The sequence below is a fragment of the Paenibacillus sp. PCH8 genome (genome assembly GCF_002968835.1).
Taxonomy (GTDB): Bacteria; Bacillota; Bacilli; order Paenibacillales; family Paenibacillaceae; genus Paenibacillus.
Map to the genome: position 1 here is coordinate 419,305 of NZ_PKQK01000004.1, position 21,870 is coordinate 441,174.

19 protein-coding genes and 2 pseudogenes are annotated in these 21,870 nt (G+C 44.6%); 17 read left to right on the forward strand and 4 right to left on the reverse strand.

Features of this window, described 5'->3' with window-relative positions:
• Positions 1-20 precede the first annotated feature (20 nt).
• From C0Q44_RS23410 to C0Q44_RS23425, 3 genes and pseudogenes are all read left to right on the forward strand, one after another.
• The gene (locus C0Q44_RS23410; protein ID WP_181151145.1) at positions 21-1,136 is read left to right on the forward strand and encodes a GerAB/ArcD/ProY family transporter; all 1,116 of its coding nucleotides are present in this window, start codon (positions 21-23) and stop codon (positions 1,134-1,136) included.
• A 42-nt stretch (positions 1,137-1,178) separates the two neighbouring features.
• Positions 1,179-2,329: pseudogene (locus C0Q44_RS23420) on the forward strand (Ger(x)C family spore germination protein).
• Between the two features lie 44 nt (positions 2,330-2,373).
• Positions 2,374-2,592, forward strand: a complete 219-nt coding sequence (locus C0Q44_RS23425) for a hypothetical protein (RefSeq protein ID WP_105409622.1) — start codon at positions 2,374-2,376, stop codon at positions 2,590-2,592.
• 89 nt (positions 2,593-2,681) lie between these two features.
• On the opposite strand, the gene C0Q44_RS23430 is transcribed toward C0Q44_RS23425, so the two are convergent.
• The gene (locus C0Q44_RS23430; protein WP_374955139.1) at positions 2,682-2,861 is read right to left on the reverse strand and encodes a hypothetical protein; all 180 of its coding nucleotides are present in this window, start codon (positions 2,859-2,861) and stop codon (positions 2,682-2,684) included.
• 392 nt (positions 2,862-3,253) lie between these two features.
• Between C0Q44_RS23430 and C0Q44_RS23435 the strand changes: the two genes are divergently transcribed.
• Genes C0Q44_RS23435 through C0Q44_RS23445 form a run of 3 tightly spaced genes read left to right on the forward strand, consistent with a single transcriptional unit; the run spans position 3,254 to position 4,872 of the window.
• Positions 3,254-3,622, forward strand: coding sequence for a hypothetical protein (locus C0Q44_RS23435; protein WP_105409623.1), 369 nt, complete (start codon positions 3,254-3,256; stop codon positions 3,620-3,622).
• Positions 3,623-3,640: 18 nt separating this feature from the next.
• Positions 3,641-4,408, forward strand: a complete 768-nt coding sequence (locus C0Q44_RS23440; RefSeq protein WP_105409624.1) for a sialidase family protein — start codon at positions 3,641-3,643, stop codon at positions 4,406-4,408.
• Entirely contained in the window at positions 4,366-4,872 is a 507-nt protein-coding gene (locus tag C0Q44_RS23445) for a hypothetical protein (protein ID WP_146113506.1), read from the forward strand. Before C0Q44_RS23440 ends, C0Q44_RS23445 begins: the two co-directional genes overlap by 43 nt.
• A gap of 82 nt (positions 4,873-4,954) precedes the next feature.
• On the opposite strand, the gene C0Q44_RS23450 is transcribed toward C0Q44_RS23445, so the two are convergent.
• The gene (locus C0Q44_RS23450; protein WP_105409626.1) at positions 4,955-5,380 is read right to left on the reverse strand and encodes a hypothetical protein; all 426 of its coding nucleotides are present in this window, start codon (positions 5,378-5,380) and stop codon (positions 4,955-4,957) included.
• A gap of 44 nt (positions 5,381-5,424) precedes the next feature.
• Positions 5,425-6,657, reverse strand: a complete 1,233-nt coding sequence (locus tag C0Q44_RS23455) for a GAF domain-containing sensor histidine kinase (protein ID WP_105409627.1) — start codon at positions 6,655-6,657, stop codon at positions 5,425-5,427.
• Positions 6,658-6,824: 167 nt separating this feature from the next.
• On the opposite strand from C0Q44_RS23455, the gene C0Q44_RS23460 reads away from it, so the two are divergent.
• The 8 genes from C0Q44_RS23460 (at position 6,825) to C0Q44_RS23495 (ending at position 17,521) form a co-directional block, all read left to right on the forward strand.
• Positions 6,825-7,133: a hypothetical protein gene (locus tag C0Q44_RS23460; protein WP_105409628.1), complete on the forward strand. Its 309-nt coding sequence runs from the start codon at positions 6,825-6,827 to the stop codon at positions 7,131-7,133.
• A gap of 168 nt (positions 7,134-7,301) precedes the next feature.
• Positions 7,302-7,898, forward strand: coding sequence for an esterase/lipase family protein (locus tag C0Q44_RS23465; RefSeq protein ID WP_483874456.1), 597 nt, complete (start codon positions 7,302-7,304; stop codon positions 7,896-7,898).
• Between the two features lie 254 nt (positions 7,899-8,152).
• Positions 8,153-9,151: a helix-turn-helix transcriptional regulator gene (locus C0Q44_RS23470; protein ID WP_105409630.1), complete on the forward strand. Its 999-nt coding sequence runs from the start codon at positions 8,153-8,155 to the stop codon at positions 9,149-9,151.
• Positions 9,152-9,282: 131 nt separating this feature from the next.
• The gene (locus C0Q44_RS23475; protein ID WP_105409631.1) at positions 9,283-10,077 is read left to right on the forward strand and encodes an SDR family NAD(P)-dependent oxidoreductase; all 795 of its coding nucleotides are present in this window, start codon (positions 9,283-9,285) and stop codon (positions 10,075-10,077) included.
• 188 nt (positions 10,078-10,265) lie between these two features.
• Positions 10,266-13,076, forward strand: a complete 2,811-nt coding sequence (locus tag C0Q44_RS23480) for a glycoside hydrolase family 2 TIM barrel-domain containing protein (protein WP_105409632.1) — start codon at positions 10,266-10,268, stop codon at positions 13,074-13,076.
• Between the two features lie 241 nt (positions 13,077-13,317).
• On the forward strand, positions 13,318-14,058 hold the full coding sequence (locus C0Q44_RS23485; RefSeq protein ID WP_105409633.1) for a LytR/AlgR family response regulator transcription factor: 741 nt from the start codon (positions 13,318-13,320) through the stop codon (positions 14,056-14,058).
• Between the two features lies 1 nt (position 14,059).
• Positions 14,060-15,358, forward strand: a complete 1,299-nt coding sequence (locus C0Q44_RS23490) for a sensor histidine kinase (protein ID WP_105409634.1) — start codon at positions 14,060-14,062, stop codon at positions 15,356-15,358.
• A 111-nt stretch (positions 15,359-15,469) separates the two neighbouring features.
• A complete protein-coding gene (locus C0Q44_RS23495) occupies positions 15,470-17,521 on the forward strand; it encodes a serine hydrolase domain-containing protein (RefSeq protein WP_105409635.1) in 2,052 nt (683 codons plus the stop codon).
• Between the two features lie 71 nt (positions 17,522-17,592).
• On the opposite strand, the gene C0Q44_RS23500 is transcribed toward C0Q44_RS23495, so the two are convergent.
• On the reverse strand, positions 17,593-18,267 hold the full coding sequence (locus tag C0Q44_RS23500; protein ID WP_105409636.1) for a class I SAM-dependent methyltransferase: 675 nt from the start codon (positions 18,265-18,267) through the stop codon (positions 17,593-17,595).
• 262 nt (positions 18,268-18,529) lie between these two features.
• On the opposite strand from C0Q44_RS23500, the gene C0Q44_RS23505 reads away from it, so the two are divergent.
• The 3 genes and pseudogenes from C0Q44_RS23505 to murB all read left to right on the forward strand — a co-directional run bounded on the left by C0Q44_RS23505 (position 18,530) and on the right by murB (position 21,811).
• Positions 18,530-19,510 carry an SDR family NAD(P)-dependent oxidoreductase gene (locus C0Q44_RS23505; RefSeq protein WP_105409637.1) on the forward strand — a complete coding sequence of 327 codons (981 nt, stop codon included), beginning with the start codon at positions 18,530-18,532 and terminating at the stop codon, positions 19,508-19,510.
• A 230-nt stretch (positions 19,511-19,740) separates the two neighbouring features.
• Positions 19,741-20,624, forward strand: a pseudogene (locus tag C0Q44_RS23510) (deoxyribonuclease IV).
• A gap of 296 nt (positions 20,625-20,920) precedes the next feature.
• Positions 20,921-21,811, forward strand: a complete 891-nt coding sequence (murB, locus tag C0Q44_RS23515; RefSeq protein ID WP_105409638.1) for a UDP-N-acetylmuramate dehydrogenase — start codon at positions 20,921-20,923, stop codon at positions 21,809-21,811.
• Positions 21,812-21,870: the final 59 nt, after the last annotated feature.

Genomic DNA, 21,870 nt, shown 5'->3' on the forward strand with positions numbered 1-21,870 from the left:
TCAAGGGAGCGGGATTACACATGTTGACTGACAAAGGAAAAATATCGGAGACTCAATTGGCATTCTTGATCTTTCCCGCCATTCTAGCGACCGCCATATTGTCTGTGCCGGGTATTACAATGCATTATGCGGGCCATGACATGTGGCTCTCTCCGATTATAGGCTCCATCGTTGGTTTTGCAGCGATAGCGGTCTCCATTGGATTAGATCGCCTGTACCCTGGGAAAACGCTCATTCAATCGAGCGTATCGATTGCGGGTCGTATCCCAGGGAAATTAATTGGATTGGTATATATCATTTTTTTGCCCCATTTGACAGGCTTGATTATACGGACGTACGGAGAATTTATTGTTAACAATGCACTTCCGCGAACCCCGCTATTTGTGGTGATGGGGACTATGGTTGCGGTGTGTGCGCTTAATGTCAGACTGGGAATCGAAGTGGTTGGACGCACCTCTCAAATTTTTGTGACCATTCTAATCGTGCTGCTTAGTCTGATCTTCATTCTATTGATCAGGGATCTGAATCCAGCGGAATTATTCCCTTTCATGGAGACTGGACCACTCCCTAGTATCAAAGGAGCCCTTGCACCTGCTGCATGGTTTAGTGAATACATCGTAATCGCCTTCTTGCTTCCTTATGTCAATCGTAGAAAACGCACAACACGAGTCATGTTGGGTTCCCTTTTAATAACGACAACCGCGATGACGGTCATCAATCTGTTTTGCCTGTTTTTAATTGGAGATCTGACGGATAGCTTTGTATATCCGGTTATGATTGCCGCAAGATACATAACCATTGCAGACTTTCTGCAACATATTGAATCCCTGATTATTGCCGTTTGGATTTTTGGAATCTTCGTCAAAATTTCTGTTTTTCTTTATATTTTTGCGACATCCACAGCCGAATGGTTCGGTTTGAAGGATTACAAACCCGTTGTTGTCCCCCTTTCGTTTCTGTGTATGGTTTATGCCTACTGGGTTGTGGCCGGCGGATCGGGTACTTCCAGTCTGGTTGGCCCTTCAGCTAACTTGTATACGATCAGCATTTTATTAATCCTTCCGGCTATGATCTACGGTGTCGCATGGCTGAAGAAAGGGTGGGCACATTTTCGAAAGAATCAAGCGAACACCTGATTGATGGGGGAGGAGCACTTGCGAATATATAGAGTACTACTGATGCCAATATTGTGCTGTTTGCTTTTAAGTGGATGCTGGGATCGCATCGAGATTAACGATTTGGCTATTGTGCTGGCTACTGGTATAGATTACGAAGATGGCAAAGTACAACTGACTTCACAGATTTTCATCCCGCGAAAGGCGAGTGCAGGAGATAGCAGTGGGAGTGGAGGCAGTCCGAGCGGAGTCACGATGATTCGAACAGCGGAAGGACGAACGATTGCCGAAGCGCTGAATCGGCTGCAACGGAAAGTCCCCCGAAATATGTTCTGGGGCACTGTGAAGTCATTGTCATTAGTGAACAAGCTGGTAAACGTGGTATTCGGGAGTACATCGATTTCTTTCTTCGCTACCCTCAGTTCAGGGAACATGCATATGTCTTTTCCAGCGAAAAGGCGGCGAAAGACATCCTTGCCTTACTTGATCCTCTGGAGCGAAGTTCTGCAGAGTCGTTGCGAGAAATGGCCAATCTGAAGCTGGGTACACGGATTACCGCTCTTGAACTAGGTAAATCAATTGAAGGTCCAGGTAGCTCCGTCATCTTGTCTCGCATGTTAATCTTACCCCCGGAGCCCGATCAGGATAAACTGACAACCACGCCATATGTAAAAGGTCTGAGCTTGTATAAGGAGGATCGCTACGTCAAGACGGTCAAAGAACCACTAAGCGTAGGTGTATTATTACTTGCAAAAGAATTGAACAACATTATCATGCCTGTTGAATTCAAGCCGTTAAAAGGTTCTTTTTCGATCCAGCCCATTGAAATTCAAACTGTCTTGAAACCTCGGATTGTAAACCAACAGTGGAGTATGAAGGTCGACGTCCAAACCAGGGGAGAAGTGGTGTTAAATACGACCGATGCCGATCTGACTGATCCTGCTGTGATAACTAAATTGGAACAGGAATGGTCAGCTAAGCTTACAACTCTGGCTCATGATGCTTTAGACATGTCCCAGAAGGAGCTACGCACCGATCTCTTCAAATTTGCCGTTGAATTCCGCAGATACTATCCGAATCATTGGAAGAAGCAGGAGAAGAACTGGGAAACCATCTATCCTGAATTGGATGTGGAAGTCAAAGTGGAAGCCCATGTAGTACGCACCGGAAAATCAACAGGACCACAGGGGATACCGAATGAGGACGAAAATTGAACAGAGATCGCTCCTGTTACAAGCCTGAGAAATGAGGTGATTGCATGAAACTAAGCTCAATCCTTGGAATTTTGATGCTGGCGGCTGCGATAATGTATGGAGAGTGGAAGAGTAGCAAAGAGAAGCGAGCCAGAATAGTGAGTGCGGGAATTACTGTGGTCGCTGCAGTAATTGGGATCATTCTTCTCATTCAGCCCCGTTTGCCTGGTCCTACCCAGGTCATGAAGCTTTTATTTGGAAGTGTGGATAAAATTATGAAGTGAGAAGATGGGAATAGAAGGACCACGTCTCTACGTACCAGAGCTGTGGTCCTTCTTTACTTTAGGTGAGAATTAGACTTGTCTAAAGGAATTTATTCTTTGATGACAGAGGCATTCATGGCATCTTCCATCTTTGTGTTGTAGGAACGGAACAGACCCAGGCGCCAGAAGGCTGCTCCTTTGAGGTCATAACGTTTGGCAAGACCCAGCTTATCATCTACAGAGGAAGGGGTCTCACTGCTTAAACTGATACCATGCAATAATAAGATCATCAGCAATAGAGGCAAGTGTCTTGTAATCATACCCTTTATATGCATTATTTAATGGTGGAACAGCCAGGGACAAAGTTGTGTCTTGCGGTAACGAACTCTTTAACTGCTTCACGTAAACATTAAGTAACTTTCTCCACTGATATTTGGGGTGCTTCCAAGAACAGATAAAGCAATTACGGTAACCGCAGCGATTTTTCCTGCACGTCTAATGAACATGGTTTGTTTCCTCCAACTCCGTACATCGTAGTAGAATCGTATTATTGAATCATAATCTAGCATATGTAGCATAACAAAATTTTCATATCGTTCCAATATACGAGTTGATAGACTAGGCATACTCGCAGTAGGAAGAGTAATATACTTCACTATACATTGCGGAAGGAGTGTGACTTTTGCCAAACTCTACGGGTCTTATATATAATCCGTCAACCGGCGGGACGCAGTCTACCCAGCTCATTGTAACTTGTATTAATGACTCGCTTAATGCGCCTGTCAATGTTGAGCTGGAGGTGTTCAGGTGGGATACAACACAATTGGCGCGCATACCTATTGGTCATGATTTATTCGAATTATTGCCTCAAGCGACAAGAACATTAATCTATCCGCTCATTAACGCCGCTTTTTATGAGGTACAAAGCGATTATTTCAGTGCTACAAGCACAGTCATCCATGTATTTGGTGTTGATTCTACAGGTCAGACCATTCAACGTGTGCTTCAATCCGAAATGACATTGATCGACCGATTTACTAACATCCCTTAGAGAAAAGAGGTGATCAGATTGGCCATTGTGAATATTACTGGAGCCTTAGCAGGCAATCAGTTTGAACCCTCGATTGCAGTGAATACACTGAATCCGAATATCATGTGCGTGGTTGCCGTAGACACCAGTACGGGAGCTACATTAACTGGCTTCTATCGTTCCATTGATGGAGGCAGCACATGGTCGACCACTGTACTTCCTCAACCTGTAGGCTACGCAGGAGCAGAAGCACCGACCATAGACTACACGTTTCCGCAGACCTTTATCATCACAGTACACTTGTTTAACGGGATCAATGATGGAACGATTGCAAGTTATACCTCATTTGACGACGGGGCAACTTGGCAACCGCCCGTAATCGTACAGCCGGGATACGGTACAATTGTTCACAATGACGAGCCTTTCATTGCCGTAGATCGGTCACCAGGCAGTCCGTATAGAGGGCATGCATACGTCGGATATACCCCGCTTGCTACAACGTCTTCTGCTATATTTACGCAAAGATCTACAACCCAGGGAATCACATGGGAGCCTCCCGATCGATTGTCGAATCCCCGAGGCATACATGATCGGGCAGCAATAGCTGTCGGTTTCTCGGGTCAAGTCTATGCAGGATATATCATTACTGGCCCGGCCAGTCCTTCGGCACTATTACGCATATCCTATGATGGGGGATCACTTATCAACCACCGATTGAAAGACAGGCAACGTTCATCTCATCCGTTGTACCGGCGCCTTCACCCTTGCCTGTACCCAATTACGCATTTCGAGTACAGACCAATCTGAGCCTGGGAGCGGATATATCGAGTGGACCTAACAGTGGAGCTGTGTATGCGACCTGGAATGATGCTCGAGCCGGATATACCGATGTCTTACTCAGTGAATCTCCGGATGGACTTCTCTGGTCAGACCCGATCAGTATTACAGGCGCACCACCGGGTACACAGAATTTCTTCCCATCCATTACCGTGTCACCATTTGCCGGGACGATCAGGGTTATTTATTACTCCAATCGAATTGACGGGTTTCTGCTGGACGTTTTTGTAGCAGAATCTTTTGATGGAGGTGCGAGCTTCAGCAACCGTCGAATCACTACGACATCCTTCAATCCCAATGGCAACTCCCCGGTACCTACCGTGCTGATTGGAGACTATATTACTGCGGCCACGTTTGCTCCGGATAATCTGGCAGCCGTGTGGATGGCAACAACCCCGCCCACGGGAAAGCTGGATGTATATTATGGAACCTGATTCAACGTAAAGAAAACACCCCCATACCTTTTAATCCTATGAACATAAGATTAGCGGTACGGGGGCGGACATATATTTTATACTAATCTGAAACGATAAATCCGTCGAAACTCTCCGGGCCAACCCGGACGGTTCCAAGCAGGTTGGTACTAATAAATGCAGAGTAGGTCAGTTGGGGCAAGATCGGTGGGTTATAGTCATTGGCAGAGAAGACAATAACTTCAGGGTTAGGTTGACCGTTCAGGCCAAATGTGAAGTTTCCGGAGTAAATAATCGGATCTGTTGGGACCGTACCTCTTATAAGGGTAATCCGTACTTGAAACAGAGCTAGAGGTAATTGCACTGTAATAGTCCCTTTTAGCGAAACTCTTGGATTGGCTCCGGCTCCGGCGGTCTGAAGACCAATCTGGGCGAATAACTGTGGCGTGTTAATCACCGGAATGGGTATCGAGATGGAATTGAAAAAGCTGGCATTCAGCGATACTCTTGCATCAAGAAATTTTGTCATCATATACCTCCTATCTGTGTCAGATAGAATAATATATTCATCATTCACACGTTCGCATGGACGTTGGGTGCAATACTGGAAATATTAAATACAAACTGACTTCCCAAGTGACTGGTCTCTTTAAGCCATACAACTCCACCCATCAATTCAGAGAGTTGCTTGCAGATGGAGAGCCCCAGTCCTGCTCCCGTATACTTACCTGAGTTACCATGCATTTGAGAAAAGGATTGAAATAACTGGTTTCTACGATCCGTGGGAATGCCTATACCCGTATCCCTTATTTCGAAGGAGGCATGGAGTTTACCTTCTGGATCTGTACATATCTGTGTCGAGATACATACCTCTCCTTGTTCAGTGAATTTGAGTGCATTCCCAACGAGGTTGATCAGAATCTGACCCACTTTATGCCGATCGCCTACAAGTGTCAGATGGTCATTGAGATTATATTCTGTATATAAACGGACACCTTTGGTCTGTGCTTCCGAAGAGAATAATTGTAATACATGATTAATTACTTCAGTGACACGATAAGGATTGAGCTCCAGAGAAATCGCACCGGCTTCCACTTTGGAATAGTCCAGAATCTGATCCATCATGGATAGAAGGCTGGCGCCGCTTTCTTCAATAACATTAGCATATAGCGCTTGATCTTCATCCAGCGTGGTAGATTGCAGCAGATTAGCCATGGCAAGAATTCCGTTCATGGGCGTACGGATTTCATGACTAAGGATGGCAAGCAGATTGTTTTTCTCTTCCAACACTTTTGCAGCGGTTTCTTCCGCATGTTTTAACTGTTGCAGGGTCGTTTCCATCTCAAGAAGACTCGTGAAAAAGGAGGACAAGGAGAGAAGTAAATCCACGTCCCGCTGTTGATAAGCGTAGAAATCCTGATCAAATGAACAGAGGGAGCCGTAAATTTCTCCATTCTCATGATGTATAGGCACACCGATGAACGAACAACCGCCTACGAATTCGGTAGCGTCCATATCTCTGGTTAATGGATGGGTCAGATTATTATGAATTACCAATGGGCCTTCGGTATGTTCAGTGACAAGCGCACAGTATGACTCGGCGTTGTCAACGACCAGCCCTTCGCCCAAGATTAGTTTTTCCCGATTATAAACGTTGAGAACCTTGGTAGATAGATGATCCAATTGAGCAATGCAAAACGTATTAGCAGGAATTAACCTGCTTGCCGTATCCATCACATTTGCAGCAGAATCATATAATTTATGTGAGACAACGGATAGTACATCAATGAATTCTGTTTTCAACATATTGATTAAACGCCTCCTGATTGTTAAGGATTCGTTGTGTACTTGTATTATATTATATATGAATTCAAACAATAGAGCATGCATAGTTTTGACAGTAGATGAATGACATGAGAAAATATGATGCACTGAAATACGTACATATTAAATAAAATGTTGGAGGCAAAGGAATGAATCAGCGTTTTCGAATAACCAGATCCATGCAGGAAAATAATACGGAGCCATCGATCTCTTTGGAAGAGTGCCAACTTTACTTCGCATCGAAGCCCGAATTTACCTATTCGCCAATTCTTAATATTATCGGTGCTGAGAGTACGATGTCCATCGATGGGGACTTCTTTATGTGGGATCTTGAGGGGGCACAGATTGCTTTTCGTTTGTACATGGGAGATCTGTATGTAGCCATCTCTAACGAAGGTATCGTGCCTAAAATGATTGAAATTGCGACAGATCTGCAAGCAGATATCGTTGAAGGATAGAAGAAAGTTGTGTTATAACGCAGCATCAGACATAAATATACAAAAACAGTCATAATCCATCAAATATTACACTGTAAAATGAGACCAAAGATTCATTTATATTACATATATTACAATGTAATATATGTAATATAAACATTTTACAGGAGAGTGATTTGAGTGAAAAAGATGAAGTTATTAGTAATCACATTGATGAGTATGATCCTTGTATTATCGGTCCCCGGCATCGGCCAAAGTTCAAAGGCTTCTGCAGCAACAGCACGTACCCCAGTAGTATTGGTCCATGGACTGACAGGTTCAGATAGTAATTTTCGAGCCATTGAGAGCTACTTGCGTAGTCAAGGATGGTCCAGAGATGAATTATTCTCAATTGATCTTCCAAGCAAACAAGGGAATCAGCTATTGAATTCTGCAGCGATCAGTCGGTTCGTTGATGATGTACTGCGTCAAACCGGTCATACGAAGGTTAATATTGTTGCTCATAGCATGGGCGGGGCGAATAGTCTATATTACATATTAAATCGTGGAGGCGCTTCCAAAGTGGACAAATTGGTGACGCTTGGTGGGGCTAATCGATTGACCACAACTACAGCTCCGAGTGGAATTAAGGTGACTTCGATCTATTCCACCAGTGACACGATTGTGTCCCCGGCACTTTCCAGGTTGAATGGGGCGAACAACATATCGGTATCCCTCGTATCTCATATCGGTCTGCTGTTTAATTCACGAGTAAACGCATTGATCAAAACCGCGTTGAATGAGTAGGTAATGCAGAGAATCTTGTAAAGTATTCGATACAACACGGAGTGATCAAGACACGATTGACCATCCTTGGTCAGTCGTGTTTTGAAAATTAAGAAATGAAACAGAGAAGAGGTCCCTGCTGAACGCAAGGATCTCTTTTATTATTTTAATGTGAAGTTGAATGGCTTGCTGAGGTAAGATTCAAAAATAGGTACATCTGTTCTATAATTAGAAAACAAAATGAATCATAGAACAAGCTAAGGGAGTCTGTATACATGAAATCTCAACCGAATGATCGAATTAAAGTTCATCCAGGCTTTTGGGCTGGATTACATCAATTAGGGATCGGTGCTGACGACGTAGCTCACACTGCAAAACTGCCTCTTGAGGTAATCAATCAAGCTGTTGTGACACAATCTCAGTACTTTGCAATCTGGCAGGCCTATTCAGACCTTATTGGGGACACTGCCGAAGGCATCATCAAACTTGCAACCGGATATGAGATATCGAAGTATCCTCCGTCTGTTCTGGCGATGTACCATGCTCGAGATTATCGCGATGCATTGAATCGAATGGTCCGTTACAAGCAAATGTGCCCTCCCGAGAGCTTGCAGATTATCGAAGCAGGGGAGCAATGCATCATTGAACTCGAATGGTTACATACGGAGCAACCAGGTCCGCCATTGCTGGTGGGTATTACGCTGGCATTCTTGATCGAACTTGGACGGAGGGGCACTGGACAGCTCTTGACTGCAAAAAAGGTTGAATTCTCGCAGCCCATGGGTGACGCAGACACTCTTGAAGTTTACTTCGGCTGCCGCGTCGACACCAATTCCAACTATAATCGGCTGACGCTAGAGCGAAAGGATCTGGAGATTCCATTTCTCTCATATAACGAGGAGTTACTGGAGATTCTGACCCCGGCACTGGATCGGTCGCTGGACGAACAGGAGAGCAGTCGTTCCATGACTGAAGTGGTCAAATGGATCATGAAACGCAGCCTTACTGGAAAGCGCCCTGACATTCAGACGGTCGCCAAAGAGCTTCGCATGAGTGATCGTACTTTGCAGCGGCGACTGACGGAGGAAAACACGAACTTCAAGCAATTATTAACCGAGACCAGACGTGAGCAAGCCCGAGCGTACCTTGCAGATCCATTGCTCGATATCAAAGAAGTGGCATTCCTGGTTGGATATGAAGACCAAAATTCGTTCTATCGTGCGTTCCGAAATTGGGAAGGAGATACACCTTCAAATTGGCGTGTAAGGCAATAATTCTGGCGCAAAGTGCTAGTTACGAGTCCCTTCAGAGCACGTAATATTATACCTATCCGGGTGCATGAAGCTGTTGGTAATGTTCAAGGAGCCGCTGCCGGATAGTTGTAATCAAGAAGGAGAAATGCAGGATGGATATGGGACTAAAAGAAAAAACAGCATTAGTTACAGGATCAACAAAAGGAATCGGTAAAGCAATTGCTTTTGAACTCGCCCGTGAAGGTGTTCATGTTCTGATTAATGGACGCAAAGATGAAGAGGTGGAACGAACAGTTCGTGAAATCAAGTCCACTTATCCGGAGACATCTCCGCAAAAGGCCACGGCTGATCTTGTGGACCTAGAGCAAAGACAAGCTTTATTCGAGAAGTTCCCTAAGGTTGATATTTTAGTGAATAGCATGGGCATATATGAAATTATGAGTTATGAAGATGTGAACGATGAAGTGTGGGATAAATATATCCGTACCAATGTTCTGGCTGCCAATGGTTTGTCTCAATTTTATTTACCAAAAATGGTGAAGAACAATGACGGTCGTATTATTTTCATAGCCAGTGAAGAAGCAATGATGCCCTCAGGCCAGATGCCGCAATATTGCATGACCAAGTCGATGTTGCTGTCATTATCCAAAAGTTTGTCCAAACTGACAGCAGGGACCGAGGTTACCATCAATACGATTCTTCCAGGGCCGACACTGTCGGAAAATGTACGTGAGATCATTGAGGGTATATACCCTCATGAGACGCTGACTTTCGAGGAAAAAGAGAAAGATTTTATGAAGAGAAATCTGCCGCAGTCTGAATTACAGCGATTCATCAAGCCGAGTGAAATAGGCAGACTCGCGACTTTTGTATGCAGCCCGTATGCTCAAGCCTTTAGAGGATCTCCCATACGGATGGACGGGGGAATGGTTCCAACCATATTTTAAAAATGCCAGGATACAGCATATGTATCGATAAGAAGTCGCCAGTATTGGCGTCTTTTTTTATTTGTAAATGATCTATGCGAGGAGCATCAATCGAGTTTATAATACAGGTATGATTTTTCGAAAACGGTTTCTATTACTTGAAAGCGATTACTTGTATTGACCATATGAATCCAAAAGGGGACTTTATCATGATAGCTGAAATAAATCTGGAGGGTATCTGGAAACTGCAACTCGATGAACATAAGGTGGAACGTGGTCAGAATTTCTCAGATGTCATTACACTGCCAAATACCACATCTCATGCGGCCAAGGGCAAGAAAAACGAGAATGTATTAATCAGTGCGCTGACGGATGAATATTTATTTGAAGGTTATGCCTGGTTTTCACGAGAGATTGAAATTCCCGAACACTTGGCTGGCAAACGTTGTTTCTTGCATCTGGAACGAACACGAGTTACAACGCTTTGGATCGATGGGGTGGAATGGGGAACACAAAACAGTCTGAACACACCTCACCGTTACGAGATTGAGGCAGGGCTAACTGCTGGCACACATACAATTACGATTCGAGTGGACAATACCGATTATCCAACGAAAGGTGGGCACCTTACATCCGAAGATACACAGACGAATTGGAACGGGATCACCGGGAAGATGGAACTTCAGTTTTTTGAGCGTGTTTTCTTGGAAAATGTTCAGGTGTACCCGGATGTTGCCAGTCGTTCTTTTGAAATTAAGGCAGCACTTGTCGGTGACTTGCAGGGAGGACGAATCGTTGTCTCCTCTATTGCCGTCAGTGCAGATCCGATTCAACCGATTGAGGAACAGAGTTATATCTCGAATTCGCAGGAAATCCACCTGATATATGAGATTGGCGAAGAGGCGATGTTATGGAGTGATGATGACCCTAATATGTACAAGCTCCAGATCCGTCTTCTAGATAACACTGGCGAAGTGCTGGACTCCACAGAAGTATGGACGGGTCTACGTGAGTTTCGTGCAGCCGGTGACAAGTTCACCATTAATGGTCACCAAACGTTCCTTAGGGGCAAACATGATGGCCTAATCTTTCCGCTAACGGGATACGCACCAACAGAAGTGGAAGAATGGATCCGTATTCTCTCCATCTCCAAGTCCTACGGTATCAATCATTATCGTTTTCATACCTGCTGTCCTCCCGAGGCTGCTTTTATTGCAGCGGATCTGCTGGGAATCTACATGGAACCTGAATTGCCGTTCTGGGGGACCATTACGGATGAATCCATGGATGGGCACAATCAAGCAGAACAAGATTACTTAATCAGCGAGGGATATGCCATGCTGCAAGCTTACGGTAATCATCCTTCGTTTGTCATGATGTCCATGGGGAATGAACTATGGGGCAGCAAGGACAGACTGAATTCGATTCTGAAAGCGTATAAAGCGTATGACTCTCGTCATCTGTACACCGAGGGGTCTAATAACTTTCAGTTTGTGCCAGACATTCTGGAGGAAAGTGAATTCTTCTGCGGGGTGCGTTTCTCCAAAGAGCGCTTGTTCAGGGGATCGTATGCGATGTGTGACGCTCCGCTTGGACATGTGCAGACCGACTTGCCGAACACATTGAAGGATTATGATTCGAACATTGTACCAGAGTTAGATAGCAATGCGGAACATTCCGGTCTGACTGCGGGCCAAGAGATCCAGATACAGTATGGGACAGGCACCAAAACGGTACAGGGCGAAGTCGGAAATGAGCAATTCGTCCCCCAGGTACCCGTGATCTCACATGAAATTGGACAATATGCCATGTTTCCCAATTTTGAAGAGATTGATAAATATACAGGTTCTCTGAAAGCAAAGAATTTCGAAGTGTTTCGAGAACTTCTTGAAGCCAAAGGTCTGGGACATCTGGCTGAAGCGTATTTCAGAGCCTCGGGTAAACTCGCTGTGGCGTGTTATAAGGAGGAACTGGAAGCCGCTTTTCGTTCGAAGCAACTAGCCGGGTTCCAACTGCTTGATCTTCAGGATTTCAGTGGTCAGGGTACAGCGCTGGTAGGCATTCTGGACGCCTTCATGGACTCCAAAGGAATGATCTCACCGGAGGAATGGAGAACGTTCTGTTCAGATGCAGTATTGTTGGCAAGATTTCCGAAGTATAACTATGAAGCTGGAGAATGGTTTGGAGCCAAGATTGAATTAAGTTATTTCCGCAGACAAGCTTTGGATGGACTAGAGCTGAAGTGGGAGCTGGTTAGTAAGGATACCAATCTCGCAGAAGGGACTGCAGACTTGCCTGCGATTCATGGCGAACATTATCTGAATATAACGGATCTCCGCATTCGTATCCCTGGTGTCTCCGATATGTCGAAAGTAGAGCTGCGACTGTCCATTCCAAGTACAGACATCCGTAAGTCTTATGACTTGTGGATCTACCCTAGACAAGTGCAGGTGGACTTGACCGGATTGAATGTCTTTACTGAACTTTCGGACCATGCCGTAGAGTTACTTGAGCGGGGAGAGGATATTATGTTGTTTCCGAATCCCGAGCAGACTCAACATGCGATCCAAGGGTTCTACAGTACTGATTTTTGGTCGTTCCCTATGTTCCGTTCCATTTCAGAGAATATGAAAAGAGAAGTTCCCGTTGGCACAATGGGCTTGTTAATTCAGAAGGACCATCCGGTATTCGAACATTTTGTCACAGAAGAACACTCGACGTATCCGTGGTGGAGCATCGTATCCGAGTCGTCGTCGATCATTATGGACGAACTGGATGTAGATCTGAGTCCGATCGTGCAGACTATTGATAATTTTGAGCGAAACCACAAGCTTGGACTCTTGATGGAGTGTCGGGTACGGAAGGGGAGAGTACTGATGGGGGCTCTGAATCTGGCGGCTCTGATGACTACAATTGAAGGAAGACAGCTGTTGTACAGCTTCCAGCGTTATGTACAAAGTCCAGCGTACCAACCCGCCACTCTCCTGGAAGTGGATGAACTTCGTCAGTTGCTGGTGTAGTATATAAAAGTTAAAGAAGCTCTATATAGCGAACATTATCACCCTACTATACGCCGTTAATAAGCCTCTTCCGTCCGTGGAAGGGGCTGGGTGTGTCTAATTTTACACCTGTACGGTTCAGGCTGATGCATTTCAGGGGTGAACTTATGCATTTCATCCCACATCCGCCCTTATGAGAATGGTAGAATAGTATATTTGAGAGTAAGATTCAGAGTTGATACCCATGAAAGGCGGATCTATTATGTATAACGTTGCCATCTGTGATGACGAGGAACAACAGAGAGAGCATGTGAGAACGATGCTCGTTTCCTTGTCACTAAAGACCCATATTGATTTTCATATCACATGTTTCACATCGGGTGAACACTTGCTCTCTCATTACAGAGAGGCTGGGGATACATTCCATATGCTCATCCTGGATGTAGAGATGGGTGGAATGAATGGCATTCAGACCGCCAAAGAAATCAGAAATAGGAAAGCTTTAGACGTACAGATCATGTTCCTGACCAGTTACCCGGAGTATATGGTGGAGAGCTTCGATGTAATGACTTTTCAATACCTGATTAAGCCCATCCAGCCGAGCGTTTTTGAAGAGAAGATGATTAAGCTCTGCCAATATTTTCAGGCGATGGACAAAAAGTATATGCTCATTAAGTCGGATTACGACGAACTGTTACTGAAATATGATGATATTCTCTGGATTGAGGTCGTCAAGAGTCTGACGATCAAGCACAAATTGAATGTGGTGACCGAGGAAAAGTCGCATGAGACCAAAGGCATTCTATCCAGCTATGCTACCGCCTTGAAAGATCATGGATTTTTGCAGATCCATCGGTCGATCATCATCAACCTGATGCATGTTCAGAAGTTCGCCGGCAACCAGGTCGTTATGTTGAATGGGACCGAACTGCCCATAGGCCGATCCAAGGTTAAGGAAGTTAAGGATGCGTACACCAAATACATGATCATGAGGATTCAATGAGATGAGCACATATATTATTTGGTCCGTCATCTTCGTTACTTTACTCATGGCATATCAGGCGAACTTTTATTTTGATTCGGTGCTGGGCAAGTCCAAGCGTAAACCACACAGAGCGATCTATTTCATGCTTTTTATCGTGTTGGACTTTTTTTATTTGGTTTCTTCCTTCTCAGACATCGTTTCGTCTGCTGTTGCTCTGCTATTAATCTTCAGTCTGGCACAATCCTATGAGGTGGAGTTCAAAATCAAGCTTGCTTTTACCATCCTGTACGCGGTCCTGATTACGACGACGAATATCATTGCCATCTACATTCTCGGTGTTCTGGAATCCACGGATTACAACTCGTGGCACCAGTTCAAAGGAGAAGACCACTGGGTTCTCGCCAAGGTCATGTTGCTTGGATGTAGCATCATGTTCATTGTCATTCAAATTGTCCGCCTGATTGCCAAACGCAGAAGTTTTGCCGTGCATTATCGTTATTATTTCCTGTTTCTGATCGTACCCACCATTACAATCTATCAGATCAATGTAGCCTCCATATATAGTGAAAAAAATGTATTCTACATCGTCTCCGTTCTGGGCTCTCTTTTTCTCAACGTGTTCATTGTCTATGTATTCGATAACATGGTTGAAAAGGTGCAACTCGCGCATGAAAATGCCCAATTGCAGCATCAGATGGACTACCAGGATGCGAACTACGAGAAGACCGTGCACAGTTTCAAAAATATGAAGAGCATCATCCATGATATCAATCAGCAATTTCTATACATTGATGAATGCATCCAACGGAATGAACTGGTCGCGGCAGGTGATCATATCAAGTCTACATTAAATACGATTGAAGGTGCATACCAGCGAGTGAACTCCGGCAATCTCGTGATTGATGCTCTCGTTACGAATACGATTGCCATGGGGCAGGCAAACGGAATCAAAATCGACACCAGAATACAGCTTCACTCGCAGCATGTGCAGATTGATCGATACGACTTGTGTGTTGTGCTTGGTAACATGCTGGATAATGCCATTGAAGCATCCAAAAAGGTTAGACAGGCGGAGGATCGATATATTCTGATTGCCATTCATTCCACGGCATCTGCACTTGTCATCCAGATTATGAACCATATAGAGCAACCCATAACTGACTTGAAGAGTGAGAAGCCGAATCCGGAATATCACGGGATTGGTCTGACTAATATATCGAGAATAAGCGAGAAATATGGTGGACATATGAGCATTGAGCAACATCATCGCACATTTAACAACATGGTCGTGATCCCGTTTCACACGAACAATCCCTGAACATGCCGTTCAGGGATTGTTTTTTTCCATTCAGGGTTCATTAGCGTTCTATAGGGCTCTTCCCGGATATGATGAATTCAATCAAGCAGAACGTAAAGGGAGGAAATTAGGATGAAGAAATTAATTACGATGTTATGTACGGCTGCACTTGTGGTTGCCCCGATGACAGGCGTTAGTGCAGAAACAAACCAAAGCACAACGATTGAGGCTCGGGCGGAGCAGATTGCTGCAGGATTGCTGCAAAATTACGGTGTTACAAGTCTGCAATATACGATCATGAATGAAGGAAAGGTTGTTCTGTCGGACAGCGCGGGACTGCATGACAAGGTATCACAGAAGCGAGTAGACAAGGATAGCATGTATGGCATAGGCTCAGTTAGCAAAATGGTTGTTACGACAGCCACCATGATGCTGGTAGATTCTGGTGAAATTAATCTGGATGAGCCAATTACTTCGTATATTAAAGACTTTAAGATGGCTGATGACCGTTATACGCAAATCACGCCACGTATGCTCATGAATCATTCATCCGGACTCTACGGCACACATTATGGGAACAGCATGTTATTTGAAGATAATGACACCCGCAATCATGATGAATTATTATCCAAGTTAAAGAATGAGCAGCTAAAATCGGACCCGGGAGCCTATTCCGTATATTGTAATGATGGCTTTCAGTTGCTGGAGATTCTGGTGGAGCGGGTAAGTGGATTGAGCTACAGCGATTATATCGCCAAGTTCATCAGCCAGCCATTACAGTTGGAAGCAACGAAGACCCCGCTGGATTCATTTGATAGAGATCGATTATCCGAAACCTATTGGCCTACGCTTGAGTCCAAGATGCCAGTAGAAAACGCAAATATTCTCGGTACTGGCGGAATCTACTCCACCTCCGATGAATTGAGCCAATTCGGTGAAGTATTGATGGGGAACCGACCGGACATTCTGTCCGAATCTTCAGTGAAGGCCATGCAAAATCCTGAATATCGCCAGGGCATGTGGGTATCGGATGAGCAAAACACACTGAATTACGGCCTGGGATGGGATGCTGTTGACCTAGCACCGTTTAGCGATTATGGTATTACGGCTCTTGCCAAAGGCGGAGATACGATGTTGTATCATGCCGTATTAGTCACCATCCCTGAACATGATATTTCGATGGCTGTTCTTTCTTCAGGAGGATCTTCCGTGTATAATCAGATGTTTGCCAGTAAAGTGCTGCTGGAGGTACTGGAAGAGCAAGGGATCATTGACGAAGTTAAACCAGACCAGACATTCACGCCACCCGTTAAAGTAAAGATGCCGACGGAATTGAATGCATACTCAGGTCTTTACGGTACAGTAGGTGAAACGCTGAATATTGCCATTAAAAATGGGGAGATGGAACTGCCTGCTTTACTGAGCGGACTTATACCAGAACAGAACTATGTGTACACAGGTGAAGGACATTTTACCAGTGATGATGGTAGTGTGAAAGTGAGTTTCGTGAAGGAACGCAATGACAAGATTTATGTTAAAGTGCAGGGCAACATAACGTTACCCGGTTTAGGCCAAACCGTGATGAATACCTATGATTATCAAAAACTTGAACAAAATGCACTGGACACAGTAACAAAAGAGAAGTGGGCAGCCCGCAACAACTCGAAATATTACGCACTGGATGAAAAAATAACGTCTATCTTCTATCTGCTTCCATCGATGCTAATCAAGAACCTGTCTGTTGATACAGAGAATGGTTATGCGAATGGAACAAAAGTGATGAATGCGAACAACGCAGTGAATATCGCTGAGATTCCTGTAATGAACGGAAGAGATGCGTTCGATCTGAAATTCTACACGAAGAATAATGCTGAGATTTTGATTCAGGATGGACAGGAATACATGGCGGAAGATGCAATTACTCCGATCTTTGGCGGAAAAACAGGTATAACGACCATTCCGGCTAATGGTCAAGCCCGGTGGTATGCCATTGATGCGCGTTCAGCGAACAAGTCGATAACGGTGGATTCTCCGGCGAACGGAGGCTACGCGGTGTATAACGAAGAAGGTGAGATGCTAGATTTTTCCGTAGCAACTCATCAGCCATTGGTGAAGCTTCCAAAACGTGGTTTTATTGTTTTTGGCGGTAACGCAGGTGAGGTTTTCAAGATCCAATTAAAGTAAGGAAGAGAATAATAATCAAGTTGAATGAAAGACCGGATGATGAGCATAGGTTGCTCGTCATCCGGTCTATATTATTTTTGCGCGTAAAATACGGCGAAGTCCAAATACTTATACATACAGTCCGTAATGCCAAATCCAGCTTCTTCCAACCACACCAACTGATCTTCTAACGTGGCATTAATATCTACTTTACGACGTTCAATGGAAGCCGAGATGGCTTCATCAGACAATCCACTCCGTTGGATGGCATCCAGCCAGCGCGTGCGGTAATAGGCGTCTGTTACTGGCATTCTTCCCTGCACCTGATCGGCGTTAATAAAGAGTCCGCCAGGCTCCAGTAACTCATATACACTACCATACAGGTTTTTCTTCTCAGCGTGGCTTAGATGGTGAATAGAAAGAGAGGAAATAATCATATCGTAAGAACTGGTGAATGTATGATTCGCGTAGTCTCCAACCACATACTGTACTTGTTCAGAATTAGCAAATCTATTGCGTGCCTCTTCAAGCATTTTTTCACTAATGTCCATCAGGGTTAACTGTGCATTGGGATATTTTTGCAGTACCATTCCTGAGAGAAGTCCCGTTCCGGCGCCCAGATCAAGAATGCGTGGGGTCTCCACGGAGCTTTCCATCAGATCAAGAGCGATACCATAGAAATCATCAAAACAAGGTATGAGCTGCTTTCGCTGCATATCATAATCCTGGGCTACTTTATCAAATAACTGCTTTACTGAGGCGTTCATGTAATCATCGCTCCTCAAGGTTTTCTCCATATTTTATAAAAAGAATGGCATTAGGTGAAATATTCATTATGGATAAGTTAATAGGTTAAAACTATGGGTCCCAAATTTTGCCATGGGTAATAACCTGTAAGCATAGGGTGAAGGATTTTCCTTGTACGTATTCGAGAAATTCTGACCTCGTCCTACCCATTTGACTTAGAGTATACTCTAAGGTGTAGACTTGCTGTAGATTGAAGAATCGATTGCTAAGGAGATGAACGTGATGACACAGGAAAAGAATGTAATAACCTTACAACATAAAATAAACTCTGGATTCAACCATCACAGCACAGCGGAGGACGTATTAAGGGATATGGATCTATCAGGACGTTTTGCTATTGTAACGGGAGGATATTCTGGCCTAGGGCTGGAGACGACTCGCGCGCTTGTAAATGCTGGAGCCCATGTCGTTGTTACAGCACGTCGGCCAGATGTTGCTGAAGAAGCACTGTCAGGGTTGTCAGGTGTTGAGATTGAAGAAATGGACCTTGCTGATCTATCCAGCGTTCGTGCTTTTGCCGATAGGTTCCTGGCAAGTGATCGGAGCATCGATATGCTGATCCTTAACGCGGGAATTATGGCTTGTCCAGAGACACGGGTAGGTGATGGATGGGAAGCGCAATTTGCCATCAACCATCTGGGGCATTTCGCCTTGACGAATCTGTTATGGCCTGCACTTACAACGCAGGGAGGCGCTCGCGTAGTCTCCGTTGCATCCACTGGACATCATTTCTCCCCGATCCGTTGGGATGATATCCAATTTGAGCATGGATATGAGAAATTCCCTGCCTATGGACAGTCCAAAACAGCGACGATTTTATTCAGCGTTGAACTGGACAAACGTGCGGCTGAGCATGGAGTACGAGCATTTTCGGTCCATCCGGGCGGAATTATGACACCGCTGCAACGTCATATGCCCAAAGAGGAAATGGTTGCTCTGGGCTGGATTGATGAGTCTGGACAAGTGGCAAATCCTTCGTTCAAAACACCTCAGCAGGGAGCTGCGACGCAAGTCTGGGCAGCTACTTCTCCTCAGCTTCAAGGAAAAGGCGGTCTCTACTGTGAGGATGTTGATATCAGTGACATGGCTCCTGAGGATGGCAGGTTCTACGGCGTTAAGCAGTACGCGATTGACCCCGAGCAAGCTTCGCGTCTATGGAAACTGTCCGTTGAGTTGACTGACACGGATATGACAATCTCCTAAAGATGCTTTTGTTTGTTGGAGAGAAAACGGTAGTGCATGAAAAGTGCTTTGCGGGTTTCAACCAGCCTTGATGCTGGTTCCGCAGGGCATTTTTTCTTTAACAAGACATCTGCTTCTGTTCAATCTCCTTCACCACCGCTATTTCCCATTAGCCAATCCAAGCCATCTCATTGATAATGAGACGATAAGTTCCAAAGGGAGGATGGATAGCAGTGAATAATAAGGATCTGATGATTGGATCCCATGTATCCTTTGGCGGGAAAGAGATGCTTCTTCAGGCCAGCAAAGAAGCCGCTTCTTATGGCGCATCCACTTTTCTAATGATACCGGAGCTCCGCAGAATTCGAAACGGAAACCCGTTTCGGAATATAATATAGAAGCAGGGCATCTGCATATGAAACAACATGCCATTTCCAATATTGTCGTGCATGCCCCATTCCTGATTAATCTAGCCAACAGCTGTAGGCGAGAGGTATTTGATTTTGGGGTACAGTTCCTGCGGGATGAGATCGAGCGAACGGCATCGTTAGGATCACACCAGCTCGTTCTTCACCCTGGGGCCCACGTCGGAGCTGGAATAGATATCGGCATTCAGCATATCATCAAGGGGTTAAATGAAGTCTTGCAGGACAACCGTTACCCGGAGGTACAGATCTCGTTGGAGACAATGGCTGGAAAAGGAACGGAGTGTGGAACAAGCTTTGAAGAGTTGGCACAGATTCTCCATGGCGTACACCGGAATGAACAACTTTCGATATGTCTGGATACTTGCCATGTTCATGATGCCGGATACGATATCGTTCATGATTTTGATGGTGTGCTGGAGCAGTTTGATCAGGTCATCGGCCTTGAGCGATTGAAAGTTATACACATTAATGATTCAAAGAATGAACGGGGATCGCGGAAGGACCGTCATGAGAACATTGGACACGGTCATATCGGACTGCGAACCTTGGATTATATCGTGCATCATCCCCAACTCACTTCTCTTCCCAAATTGCTTGAGACGCCATCCATCGGAAAAATCAAATATAAAAGTGCTCCTTATCGGCATGAAATCGCCCTGTTAAGAAGAGAATGTTCCGAACCTGTGAGCAAAGAAGAGATGTTCTAAAGTAAACAAACCAAAAGAGCAATCTCCAATGAGGTTGCTCTTGTTGTTATAGATTATGTCGTCTAACGGTGTATACACAGCTTCTTTCAATATTCCATATATCGATGGACTTGTATTTGTTGCATTTCTTTGTTGAAAAAATAGATGAATGGATCTTACAGAATGAAAATCTTCAAATTGATTGTCATGAAAATGGCATTTTCTCAAACAAAATCTCCTATTAAGTATATAATAAAGAAGCATCTCTATTCGCTGATGGTGCAATCATTTCTTTATGAACTCAGGGAGAGAAAATCATGAATATTTTTGAGCATCAGATACCTATGGAAAAAGTGAAATTCAATGAACCGTTAAAAAATCACACGCATATAAAAATTGGTGGGAATGCAGATATACTCATCCACCCCACAACGAAAGACGAAATCATCAAAATCGTAGAGATCAGCAAAATACATCAATTGCCTCTGACGGTTATTGGCAAAGGATCAAACGTCATTATTAAAGATGGTGGCATCAGGGGAGTAACGGTTTCGTTAAGCCATTTTGATCAGGTGAAAGTCAGTGAGGACACCCTCATTGCGCAAAGTGGTGCCGATATCATTGATGTCTCCAGGCTTGCATTGGAACACAGCTTGACTGGTTTGGAGTTTGCCTGTGGGATTCCCGGGAGTACAGGAGGCGCCTTATATATGAACGCGGGTGCTTATGGCGGGCAGATCGCAGATGTTGTTGAACGCGCGACTGTGATTACCAAAGACGGCAAGGTAGCGGAGATCCAACGGGAAGAGATGAAGTTTGGTTATCGAAACAGTCTCTTCAAAATGGATCAATATATCATACTGGAAGCTGAGTTTGGACTCAAACATGGCAACAAGAATGATATTTCAACGAAAATGAACGAATTAACATTCCTGAGAGAATCCAAACAGCCGCTTGAATTCCCTTCCTGTGGAAGTGTGTTTAAGCGCCCAGAAGGATATTTTGCCGGAAAACTGATTCAGGACTGTAATTTGCAAGGCACTCGCATCGGAGGGGCCGAAATCTCTATGAAACATGCCGGGTTTATCGTCAATGTGGACCAGGCAACTGCCCAGGATTACATGGATCTGATCCAGTTCATTCAGAAGAAGGTTCATGACACCTTTAATGTTGAACTGGAAACAGAAGTGATCTTCCTTGGTGAATAACTGCATATGAATTATCTAAAGCCGCCATTGGCGGCTTTTTCAATTGGATATGTTGAAGA